The sequence below is a fragment of the Streptomyces sp. NPDC005722 genome (genome assembly GCF_040630935.1).
Classification (GTDB): domain Bacteria; phylum Actinomycetota; class Actinomycetes; order Streptomycetales; family Streptomycetaceae; genus Actinacidiphila.
In genome coordinates, this window is the sequence record NZ_JBEXYN010000050.1 from 48795 (window position 1) to 59332 (window position 10538).

Annotated in this window: 10 protein-coding genes; 4 read left to right on the forward strand and 6 right to left on the reverse strand. The window is 73.9% G+C overall.

Going from position 1 to position 10538, the window contains the following annotated elements; genetic code table 11:
* Positions 1-169: 169 nt before the first annotated feature.
* On the reverse strand, positions 170-253 hold the full coding sequence (locus ABZ479_RS35665; protein ID WP_354795648.1) for a putative leader peptide: 84 nt from the start codon (positions 251-253) through the stop codon (positions 170-172).
* Between the two features lie 121 nt (positions 254-374).
* Between ABZ479_RS35665 and ABZ479_RS35670 the strand changes: the two genes are divergently transcribed.
* A complete protein-coding gene (locus ABZ479_RS35670; RefSeq protein ID WP_499603106.1) occupies positions 375-797 on the forward strand; it encodes a secondary thiamine-phosphate synthase enzyme YjbQ in 423 nt (140 codons plus the stop codon).
* 29 nt (positions 798-826) lie between these two features.
* Here ABZ479_RS35670 and ABZ479_RS35675 read toward each other — a convergent pair whose 3' ends face one another.
* From ABZ479_RS35675 to ABZ479_RS35695, 5 genes are all read right to left on the reverse strand, one after another.
* Positions 827-1498 carry an HAD family hydrolase gene (locus tag ABZ479_RS35675; protein ID WP_500465419.1) on the reverse strand — a complete coding sequence of 224 codons (672 nt, stop codon included), beginning with the start codon at positions 1496-1498 and terminating at the stop codon, positions 827-829.
* Between the two features lie 24 nt (positions 1499-1522).
* Positions 1523-2011, reverse strand: coding sequence for an Lrp/AsnC family transcriptional regulator (locus tag ABZ479_RS35680; RefSeq protein WP_500465420.1), 489 nt, complete (start codon positions 2009-2011; stop codon positions 1523-1525).
* Between the two features lie 76 nt (positions 2012-2087).
* Complete coding sequence (locus tag ABZ479_RS35685; RefSeq protein ID WP_500465421.1) at positions 2088-4295, reverse strand: xanthine dehydrogenase family protein molybdopterin-binding subunit; 2208 nt, start codon at positions 4293-4295, stop codon at positions 2088-2090.
* Positions 4292-5281, reverse strand: coding sequence for an FAD binding domain-containing protein (locus tag ABZ479_RS35690; protein ID WP_500465422.1), 990 nt, complete (start codon positions 5279-5281; stop codon positions 4292-4294). The genes ABZ479_RS35685 and ABZ479_RS35690 overlap by 4 nt, the downstream gene beginning before the upstream one ends.
* Complete coding sequence (locus tag ABZ479_RS35695; RefSeq protein WP_500465423.1) at positions 5268-5798, reverse strand: (2Fe-2S)-binding protein; 531 nt, start codon at positions 5796-5798, stop codon at positions 5268-5270. Before ABZ479_RS35695 ends, ABZ479_RS35690 begins: the two co-directional genes overlap by 14 nt.
* A gap of 369 nt (positions 5799-6167) precedes the next feature.
* On the opposite strand from ABZ479_RS35695, the gene ABZ479_RS35700 reads away from it, so the two are divergent.
* From ABZ479_RS35700 to ABZ479_RS35710, 3 genes are all read left to right on the forward strand, one after another.
* A complete protein-coding gene (locus tag ABZ479_RS35700) occupies positions 6168-7682 on the forward strand; it encodes an FUSC family protein (protein WP_500465424.1) in 1515 nt (504 codons plus the stop codon).
* 404 nt (positions 7683-8086) lie between these two features.
* Positions 8087-9364, forward strand: coding sequence for a nitric oxide synthase oxygenase (locus tag ABZ479_RS35705; protein WP_500465430.1), 1278 nt, complete (start codon positions 8087-8089; stop codon positions 9362-9364).
* Positions 9365-9442: 78 nt separating this feature from the next.
* A complete protein-coding gene (locus tag ABZ479_RS35710) occupies positions 9443-10480 on the forward strand; it encodes a lactonase family protein (RefSeq protein WP_500465425.1) in 1038 nt (345 codons plus the stop codon).
* Positions 10481-10538 lie beyond the last annotated feature (58 nt).

A 10538-nucleotide genomic window follows, 5' to 3' on the forward strand; every position in this document is an offset into this window, starting at 1 on the left:
GGCGGCGAGCGGGCACGCACGCCCGTCCCTACGCGCGGCCCGTCAGGCGCAGGCCGGGGTGCGGGCGCTGCGACTCGTCACGGAACGCGTACGGCGGCGGTGCGGGAAGGGCGCACAAGAGGCGCGGAGGGCACGTCGGAAGGAGAGCGTGCGAAAAGGTGGGGAAGCGTCAGCAGCCGCGGCGACAGGCGGCGGAGGCCACCCGCAGCAGGTCGATGTGACCGCGCGTGGTGAGCAGAACGGGACGCGACATGCGGACGACCGTAGCCAGGCCGTCCGGATGGCGTCAACGGCGTCTCGGTCCTCGGAACGCGCCGGAACGCGCGTCGCCACCCGCGCACGCACGGGGCCGCGGCGTGGGCCACCATGGTCACATGGCCGACGCTTTCTCCACCCGCACCATCGACGTCACCACCGGCAGCCGGGAGACGGTCCACGACCTGACCGGCGCCTGCGCCGACTTCCTCGACGACGTCGCCCACGGACGCGACGGGCTGCTCAACGTGTTCGTCCCGCACGCCACCGCCGGGATCGCCGTCATCGAGACCGGCGCGGGCAGCGACGACGACCTCCTGGCGGCGCTCCACGACCTGCTGCCGGCCGACGACCGCTGGCGCCACCGCCACGGCAGCCCCGGCCACGGCCGTGACCATGTGTTGCCCGCCGTCGTCCCGCCGCACGCCACGCTCCCGGTGATCGGCGGCCGGCTCGAACTCGGCACATGGCAGTCCGTCGTCCTCGTCGACACCAACCGCGACAACCCCCGGCGCCAGGTGCGGCTGAGCTTCCTGGGGTGACCGTTGCGAGGCCCGCGCGCGTCAGGCTGTCATGCCGTCAGCCAGGCCATGACCGCCCAGGCGTCGAAGGCGCTCTGCCCTCCCCGCACCAGCAGACCGGCCGTCGCAAAGGCGGCGTCGTCGGCCTGCGCCGTCAGGTAGGGGACGGCGACGCAGCGCATGCCCGCCCGGTACGCCGCCTCGGCGCCGGGCGGCGCGTCCTCGACGACCACGCAGTCCGCGGGGTCCACGCCGAGTCGGGCCGCCGCCTCCAGGAAGACGTCCGGGGCGGGCTTGCCGCGCTCGACCTCCTCCGCCGACACCACGGTCGTCAGCAGCACGTCCAGCCCGGTGGCCGCCAGCACCGCCCCGATAGCCTCCCGCGAGGAGCCCGAGGCCACCGCCACCGGGTGCCCGGCCTTCGCCAGCAGCTCGACGAACGCCCGCATCTGCGGGAACACGTCGGTCGCCCCGCGCGCCAGCTCCAGGTAGAGCCGGTTCTTGGCGTCGAGCAGCTCCTGCACGGACGCCGACAGGCCGTACTCCTCGCGCAGGGTCTCCAGCGTCTCCTTGGTGCCGATGCCGATGAAGCGCCGGTGCTGCTCCCAGGTGAAGTCGTCCACGCCGTGCGCGGCCAGCAGCCGGCGGCCCGCCTCGTAGTAGTTGGGCTCGCTGTCCACGAGGGTGCCGTCGAGGTCGAATATCACCGCGGGGAGCGTCATGTCCCCAGCATGCCAAGCCGGTGATCAGGGCGTGCGCCCGGCCGCCGCGTCCCGGCCGACCTCCCGGACCAGCGGCAGCATCCGCTGCGGCACCCGCTCGCGCAGCGCGACCTCGGTACGGGTGCGCACCACGCCCGGCACCTGGACCAGCCGCTGGATCACGTCCTCCAGGTGTGCGGCGTCCCGGGCCACCACCCGGGTGAGCAGGTCCCCGCCGCCGGTGATCGAGAACGCCTCGATGATCTCGGGGACGGCGGCCAGGGCCGCGCCCGTGGCGTCCAGGTGCCCCTGGGTCACCTCCAGGTGGACGAAGGCCAGGACCCGGTACCCGAGGGCCTCGGCCGACAGCCGCGGGCCGTACCCGGTGATCACCCCGTCCCGTTCCAGCCGGTCCAGCCGCGCCTGCAGGGTTCCGCGCGCCACACCCAGGACGCGGGCGTACTCGCGCACGCTGGTGCGCGGCTGTTCCAGCAGCAGCGCCAGGATCCGGGCGTCCAGCTCGTCGGCGGGCACGGGGCGCGGCCTCCTCGGGTCCGGGGCGTCACGGGAACGGGCCCGACGTATCCGCCGGCCCGTGCCCGCGCGCCGCTCAGAGCAGGTTGTCGATGGTGATCGGCAGGTCGCGGATCCGCTTCCCGGTGGCGTGGTAGACGGCGTTGGCGATGGCGGGCGCGATACCGACCAGGCCCACCTCGCCGACGCCCTTGGTGCCGGTCGGCGTGCCGCGGTCGGGCTCACCGACGAAGACCACGTCCAGCTCGGGGATGTCGGCGTTGACGGCGACGAGGTAGTCGGCGAACGTCCCGTTGGCGATGCGGCCGGTACGCGGGTCGGTGACCGTGTCCTCGAAGAGGGCCATGCCGATCCCGCCGACGGTCCCGCCGATGATCTGGCTCCTGGCCGTCTTCTCGTTGAGGATGCGACCGCCGTCGATCGCGGACACCACCCGGGCGACGCGGACGAGTCCGAGGTCGGCGTCGACGCGTACCTCCACGAACTTCGCGCCGTACGCCCCGGCCAGGGACATGCCGATGTCGGCCGGCTTCGGGGGCGTGCTGCTCCCGGTCGCCGTGAGCTGGGGCAGCTCGTGCCGGGAGAGGATGTCGGCGTACGACTCCCCGCGGTCCGGGCGGCCGATGAGCTGGACCCGGCCGCCGGAGGCCTCGACGTCCTCGGGGGAGGCACCCAGCAGCGGTGAGTCGGCGTCCCCGCGGGCGAGTTCCGCGAACAGCCCCACGAGCCTGCGGCAGGCGTCGTGCACGGCGTTGCCGAGCGCACCGGTCAGGCCCGAGCCGCCGGCCATCATGGAGTCGGGCATGTCCGAGTCGCCGAGGTCGAACCGGACCTTGTCCAGGGGCAGGCCCAGTTCCTCGGCGGACAGCTGCGCCATCACGGTGTACGTACCGGTGCCGATGTCGGTCGCCGCGCTGCGCACGAAGGCGCTGCCGTCGCGGTTGACGGTGGCCTCGGCCATGCAGGGCGTCGCGAAGTACGGGAACATCGCGCTCGCCATGCCGAAGCCGACCAGCCAGTTCCCGTCGCGCATGGACCGCGGCTCCGGGTTCCGGTCGGCCCAGCCGAAGCGCCGCGCGCCCACCTCGTAGCACTCCATGAGCGCCTTGCCGGACCACGGCAACCCGTTGCGCGGGTCGACCTCTGTGTGGTTGCGCATCCGCAGGTCCAGCGGGTCCATGCGCAGGGTGTAGGCCAGTTCGTCGAGGGACGACTCCAGCGCGTGGCAGCCCTGCGCCTCCGCGGGGGCGCGCATCGAGGTCGGCACGGCGATGTTCAGCTTGGCCTGCTCGTCCCGGGTGACCACGTTCGGGCAGCGGTAGGCGAACGCGGTCCCGTGGGAGAAGGGTTCGTAGTCGTTGTCCTCCATGCTCAGCGAGCTGAGGCTGCGGTGGTCGAGGCCGACCAGCTCGCCGTCGCGCGTCGCGCCCACGCTGAGCCACTGCACCCCGCTGGGACGGTGCCCGACGGAGGTGAACATCTGCGGCCGGGTCAGCACCAGCTTCACCGGGCGCTTGGTCGTCCGGGCCGCCATGGCGGTGAGGATCACGTGCGGCCACGCCCGCAGCCCGGCGCCGAAGCCGCCGCCCACGTAGGGCACCAGCACCCGTACCGAGCTCTCGGGGATGCCGAACACCATGGCGAGCGTGGTGCGCACCATCGAGGGCCACTGGCTGGTGTCGTGGACGGTGAGGGTGTCCCCCTCCCACACGGCGAGGGTGGCGAACAGCCCGAGCGGGTTGTTGGTGTTGTCCGCCGTGAAGTACGTCCCGCGCACGACGACGTCCGCGGACTCCAGGGCGGCGGCGACGTCCCCGCGCGAGTGGTCCATCTCCCACGGGTCCACCAGATGCTGCGCCCTAGGGTCCTGCAGGTCCAGCAGCGGCTCGGCGGCCTCGTACTCGGCGTGCACCAACCGTGCGGCCGCGGCGGCCTGTTCCGGCGTCTCGGCCACCACGAAGCCGATGTGCTGCCCGTGGTGCATGACCCGGTCGTTGCGCAAGGGTGCGGGCGGTGACTCGCCGAGCACCGACGCGGGCCCCGTTCCTACCTGGGGGGCGTTCTCGTGGGTGAGCACGGAGATCACGCCCGGTGCGCGTTCGGCCTCCTCGGTGTCCATGCGGACGATCCGGCCCGCGGCGACGGTGCTCTGCACCAGGGCGCCGTAGGCCTGGCCGGGGACGCTGAAGTCCATCGGGTAGGGGGCGGTGCCGGTGACCTTGCGCGGTCCGTCGACCCGGTTGACGCCGGCGCCGACCAGTGGCCTGCTCTCGACCGTGCTCATGCCGTCACCCCTGACACTGTCTGCAGCTCGCGGACGAGGGTCCGGCGGGCCAACGGCACCTTGAACGCCGTGCCGGGCACGGTCCACGCGTCGCGCATCGTCGCCTCGGAGGCGTCCTGGAACGTGGCCGTCGTCGCGGGAGCGCCGGTCAGCACGTGCTCGGCCTCGTACGCCCGCCACGGCTTCGAGCCCACGCCGCCCAGCCCGGCCCGGGCCTGACGGATCGTGCCGTCCTCCACGACCAGCACCACGGCGGCCGAGGTCAGCGCGAACTCGTACGACACACGGTCGCGGACCTTGAGGTACCCCGACCGGGCGGAGGGCGGCGGGAGCGGGATCTCGACCTCGGTGATCAGCTCGGCGTGCTGCAGGACGTTCTCCCGCTCGGGACTCTCGTCGGCCGTCACGTAGAACTCCGTCAGCGGGACGCTGCGCCGGCCCGACAGCCCCTGGACGTGCACGACCGCGTCCAGTGCCACGAGTGCGACGGCGAGGTCGGAGGCGTGCAGCGCGATGCAGTTCTCGTTCACGCCCAGCACGGCGTGCATCCTGGCCGCGCCCTGCACGGCCGCGCAGCCGGTGCCCGGTGCGCGCTTGTTGCACTCGAGGACGGCCGGGTCGCGGAAGTACCGGCAGCGGGTGCGCTGCAGCAGGTTGCCGCCGATGGTGGCCATGTTCCGCAGTTGCACCGACGCGGCCAGCAGGAGGGCCTCGCGTACGACCGGCAGCCGCTCGGCGACCGTGGCGTCGGCGGCCAGTTCCTCCATCGTGGCCAGCGCCCCCACGTGGAGCGACTCGCCGCGGCGCTCGATGCCGTGCAGCGGGAGGCGGGTGATGTCGATCAGAGTCGGCGGCCCGAGGACGCCGTCCTTCATCAGGTCCAGCTGGGTCGTGCCGCCCGCGAGGCAGGACGCCGACGGGTCCTCCGCCAGCATCCGCACGACCTCCTGGGTGTCGGTGGCCCGTACGTACTCAAAGGTGCGCATCGTAACCTCCCCCGGCCGCCGCCGCCTCTCGTATCGCGGCCACGATGTTGGGATAGGCGCCGCAACGGCACAGGTTGCCGCTCATGAACTCCCTGATGTCCGCGTCGGAGCCGGTCCGGCCCTCGGCCATGAGCGCCACCGCGGACATGATCTGCCCGGGGGTGCAGAAGCCGCACTGGAAGCCGTCGTGGTCCATGAAGGCCTGCTGCACCGGATGCGGTCCCTCCGGGCCCGCGACGCCCTCGATGGTGGTGATCGCGCGGCCCTCGGCCTGGGCCGCCAGCGTCAGGCAGGACAGCACTCTCCTGCCGTCGAGATGCACGGTGCACGCCCCGCACGCGCCCTGGTCGCACCCCTTCTTGGTGCCCGTCAGGCCCAGCCGGTCCCGCAGGGCGTCCAGCAGCGTGACCCGCGTGTCCAGGCGCAGGGTGTAGGACCGGCCGTTGACGTCGAGTGTCACGACCCGCTCGATGGTTCCGGGACGGTCCACGTCCCGCTCGCTCGCAACGTCCCTCATCGCGTCCTCCTCCGGACGGGTCGGATACGACTCGAGCCCCTCCTGGGGCGGATCCGGTGAGTTTGGTTCGTCAGGCGCCGTTAAAGGCGGGATCGACTTTTATGTGTCAATGCGTCCGCCTTTCTCCTCAATATACGCCGAATGGGCGTTCCGGCATGGGCCAGTGGTCCGGCCCGGCCCAGGCCGCGCACGCGGCGGCCGGGCCAATGGCCCAGTCGAAACGCATCCGGTTGAGCCATGGGCCCGGAGGATGTTCTCCTGGGAGCGACGATGGCGTTGCGGCAGGCAAGGGTCCCCGCAGCGCCTTTTCCATGCGTGGACATGCGCCGCGACACGACGAGGGGGCAGGGCGGGCACGTGGTGAGGCGGATGTTCATCGCACCGGACCCGGGGCGCGCGCGCCTGCGCGCCGCCTCGCGCGCGGTCCTGGGCATCGCGGCCGCCGTCGCCGCCGTGACGGCGGCCGGGCTGCCGCTGCCCGCCGTCGTGACCGGCGGCCTGGCCGCACTGCTCGCGCTGTTCGTCGTCGCCGACCCGGGCCCGGCCCGCCAGGCCGTGACGACCGCCCTGATGCCCGCCGCGGGCCTCCCCGTCCTCGCGCTGGCCGCGTGGCTGCACCCGTACCCCGGCGCACGGGACGCGACCTTCCTCGCGGTCGTCTTCGCGGGGGTCTACGCCCGTCGCTGGGGGCCGCGCGGCCACGCACTGGGCGTCTTCGCCTTCATGATGTTCTTCGTCGCCCAGTTCCTGCGGGCCTCTCCCGCCCTGCTGCCCGGGCTGTACGCGGCCGTGGGCCTCGGACTGGGCTGCGCGGCCCTCGTCCGCTTCGGCCTGTGGTGCTACGAGCGCGGTGCCGTCCCGGCGCGGGCCGTCGTCCTGCCCCAGCCGCGGGGGTTGCGCCGCCCGACGACCCGGCAGGCGTTCCAGGCGGCGCTCGCGGGCGGCATCGCGGTGGCGGTGGGCCAGGCGCTGTCCGAGGACCGCTGGTACTGGGCGGTCGGCACCGCCTGGTGGATCTTCGTGAACACCACCTCGCGGGGCGAGACCCTCGTACGCGGCTTCCGCCGGGTCCTGGGCACGGTCACCGGCATCGCCGCCGGGCTCGCCGTGGCGCTCCCGCTGCACGGGGCGCCCGCGCCGACCGCCGCTCTCGTCGCCGTGTGCGTCTTCGGGATCTTCTACACCGCCCCGGTCTCGTACAGCTGGATGATGTTCTTCGTGACCCTGATGGCCGGGCTGCTCTACGGCCTGCTCGGCATCCTCCACCCCGGTCTGCTCGCGCTGCGGCTGGGGGAGACCGCCATCGGCGCCCTGGGCGCGGCCGTCGCGGTCCTCGTGGTGCTGCCGGTGACCACCCACGCGGCGACCGACGCCTGGATCCGCCGCGCGCTGCACGCGGTCCACGAGTTCACGGGCGAGGCCGCCCGCCACCTCGCCGGCGGCCCGGGCGACGACCTGGCCCGGCACGTGGCCGAGCTCGACGTCCTCCTGGAGCGGGTGCGGTCCGCCGTCGCCCCGCTGGTGCACCCCCTCAGCCCGATGCGGCACCGCGGGGCCCGGGCCCGTACCGTCCTCGCCCTGCTCGACGAATGCGGCCGCCAGGTCCGGGGCCTCGCGGAGGTCGTGGCCGATCCGCACGCCTGCCACGACGAACGCCTCACGGCGGCGTGCCACCGCGTGGAGACCGCCGTCCGGCGCCTGGTGCCCCCGGGCACAGCCGGGAGCGTCGTGCCCGCGCCCGGGGCGGCCGCGGGGACGGCGCGCCCGCACCCGCACGCCGACCGGGCCCTGGAGCACCTGCGCGGCCTCGAGGCGGCCCTGACCGGCTTGGTCGTCCCCCTCGGCGCCTCCCCGCGCCGGGAGACCGCCGCCGAGCCCGTCTGAGGCCGTGCCCCGCGCGCTGCTCGGAGGCGCCTGGGCGGCGTGCCCGCGGTGCACGGAGGCCGGTCGGCGGCGCCGGGCGTGCGTGCCGGCCTCGTGTGCGCCCCCGGGCCGAACGGGACCGGTCACGGTCGTCATGTGACCGGATTGCGTCCAACCTGGGTCGTGATGTCGTCAATTCACCCGATAGGGCGTTCCGTTCGGCCCGGCGTGCCAGGATGACTGACTCCGGACGAGTGGTGAGACCGATTCCAGTCTCGTGCCGTACCCGTGGGCCGTGCGGAAACGGTTCACGCAGGACGGTCTTGGGGGTGCCAGGCGTGCTGAGATTTCTGCGCCGTACCGGGGGGAAGAGCGAACGGCGTACCGGGCCGGCCCGCGTCCCGCCCGCGGCGGAGCACCAGCGGATGGAAGGCCCGGAGCCGCTGGCCGGCTGCCCGGCGGGCCATCCGCAGGCCGCGGAGGAGGCGGCCCCGCAGGCCGCCGGCGCGGGACGTCCCGAGCGGGCGGCGGCCTCCTGCCCCGTCGACGGCGCGGACGGCCCGGACGCCGCCCCGGCCGTCCGGCACAAGGACGTGGACGTCCGCGCGCTGGCCACCGACTTCCTGCGGCAGTACCACCGCGAACTGCCCGGCGCCGCCGGCGACCCGCAGCAGCGGCTGGCCGCGGTACTCGCGGAGATCGACGCGACGGGCACCTACCGGCACACCCACGAGGAACTCGTCTTCGGCGCACGGGTCGCCTGGCGCAACAGCAACCGCTGCATAGGGCGGCTGTACTGGAACTCCCTCCAGGTCCGCGACCGCCGCCACGTCGCGACCGCGCGCGGGGTGGCCCTGGAGGCCGCCGCCCACCTCAGGGTCGCGACCAACGGCGGGCGGATCCGCCCGGTCATCACCGTCTTCGCCCCGGACACGCCCGACCGTCCCGGCCCGAGGATCTGGAACGACCAGCTCATCCGCTACGCCGGCTACCCCCGCCCCGACGGCGGTGTCGTCGGCGACCCCGGCAACACCGGCATCACCGAGGTGGCCCGGCAACTCGGCTGGCCCGGCGGCCCCGGCACGCCCTTCGACGTCCTGCCCCTGGTCGTGCAGGGCGGAGCCGAACCACCGCGCCACTTCCCGCTGCCGGCCGACGCCGTGCTGGAGGTGCCGATCGCCCACCCGGAGCTCGACTGGCTGGCGGAGTGGGGCCTGCGCTGGCACGCCGTCCCGGCCATCTCCTCCATGTGCCTGGAGATCGGCGGCGTCTGCTACCCGGCCGCCCCCTTCAACGGCTGGTACATGGGCACCGAGATAGGCGCCCGCAACTTCGCCGACGCCGACCGCTACGACCTCCTGCCGCGCTTCGCCGACCGGCTCGGCCTGGACACCGGCAGCGACCGTTCGCTCTGGCGCGACCGGGCCCTGGTCGAGCTCAACCGGGCCGTCCTGCACTCCTTCGACAGCGTCGGCGTCAGCATCACCGACCACCACACCGAGTCCCGGCGCTTCCTCGCCCACATCGAACGGGAGGAGCGCAAGGGCCGGCCCGTGCCCGCCGACTGGTCGTGGATCGTGCCGCCCATCTCCGGCTCGGCCACCGGCGTCTTCCACCGCTACTACGACACCGGTGAGCTGACCCCCGCCTACGTCCACCACCCCGAGTCCCTCGCCCTCGCCCGCGGCGAGACGCTCGTGTGACGGGGGCAGCGGGATCGGTTTCCGGCCACTGCGTTACTCTCAGCCGCCGTACAGACAACCTGCGGAAGAGGTACGGCAGTGGCCGGGCACGTTTACATCGGGTCGTTCACCTCGGCGGGCGGCAAGGGACTGACCACCGCCGCCGTCGACCCCGACTCGGGAGCGCTGACGGTGCTGCGCGCCGACTCCGCGGTGGAGGACCCCTCCTTCCTCGTGCTCTCCGAGGACCGCGGCCTGCTCTACACCGTCAGCGAGCACGCCGAGGACGGCGGCGCGGCCGCGTTCTCGCTGGCCGACCCCGCCCGCCCCGAACCGCTGGGCGCCACGGTGCCGGTGGGCGGTGGCGCGCCCACCCACCTGTGCTTGCACCGGGGGCACCTGCTCACCGCCAACTACGCCTCCGGCACGGTCAGCGTGCTGCCGGTCGACGACCGCGGGGCGCTGGGCTCGCCGCGCCACGTCATGGAGCACGAGGGCGACGGCCCGGACCCCGAGCGCCAGGAGGGCCCGCACGCCCACATGGTGCTGCCCGACCCCTCCGGGCGCTGGGTGCTCACCGTGGACCTCGGCACGGACTCGGTGCGCGTCTGTGAACTCGACGCGGACAGCGGTGAGCTGGAGGTGGAGCGCGAGATGGGGCTGCGTTCCGGCACCGGCCCGCGCCATCTCGCGTTCCACCCCCGCGGCGACCGCGCCTACGTCATGAACGAGCTGGACTCCGTGGTGACGGTCTGTCACTGGGACGCCGAGGTGGGCCGTCTGAAGCCCGTCGCCGAGGTCTCCGTGCTGCCCGCGGACGCCGGCGGCCCGAACTACCCCTCCGAGCTGGTCGTCTCGCCTGACGGCCGGTTCGCCTGGGCCGCCAACCGCGGCCACAACAGCATCGCCGTGCTGTCCGTCGACGAGAGCGGCGACGGGCTGGAGCTGGTGGAGACGGTGGACTGCGGCGGCGACTGGCCGCGCCACCTGACCCTCGACCCCTCGGGCAAGCGGCTCTACGCAGCCAACGAACGCTCCGGTGACGTCAGCTGGTTCGACGTGGACCCGGCCACCGGTACGCCGAAGCTCGCGGGCTCGGTGGCGGTGCCCGCGGCGTCCTGCGTGGTCTTCGGCTGACGGCGGCCGCCCCGGGAACGCGACGGCGTGGTGGCCCGCCCCCGGGGATCCCGGGGGC

Excerpts from the sequence above, each read along its gene's own strand:
- ABZ479_RS35665 (WP_354795648.1), bottom strand. The coding sequence starts at position 253 with ATGTCGCGTCCCGTTCTGCTCACCACGCGCGGTCACATCGACCTGCTG.
- ABZ479_RS35670 (WP_499603106.1), top strand. The coding sequence starts at position 375 with ATGGCCGACGCTTTCTCCACCCGCACCATCGACGTCACCACCGGCAGC.
- ABZ479_RS35675 (WP_500465419.1), bottom strand. The coding sequence starts at position 1,498 with ATGACGCTCCCCGCGGTGATATTCGACCTCGACGGCACCCTCGTGGAC.
- ABZ479_RS35685 (WP_500465421.1), bottom strand. The coding sequence starts at position 4,295 with ATGAGCACGGTCGAGAGCAGGCCACTGGTCGGCGCCGGCGTCAACCGG.
- ABZ479_RS35690 (WP_500465422.1), bottom strand. The coding sequence starts at position 5,281 with ATGCGCACCTTTGAGTACGTACGGGCCACCGACACCCAGGAGGTCGTG.
- ABZ479_RS35695 (WP_500465423.1), bottom strand. The coding sequence starts at position 5,798 with ATGAGGGACGTTGCGAGCGAGCGGGACGTGGACCGTCCCGGAACCATC.
- ABZ479_RS35700 (WP_500465424.1), top strand. The coding sequence starts at position 6,168 with ATGTTCATCGCACCGGACCCGGGGCGCGCGCGCCTGCGCGCCGCCTCG.
- ABZ479_RS35705 (WP_500465430.1), top strand. The coding sequence starts at position 8,087 with ATGGAAGGCCCGGAGCCGCTGGCCGGCTGCCCGGCGGGCCATCCGCAG.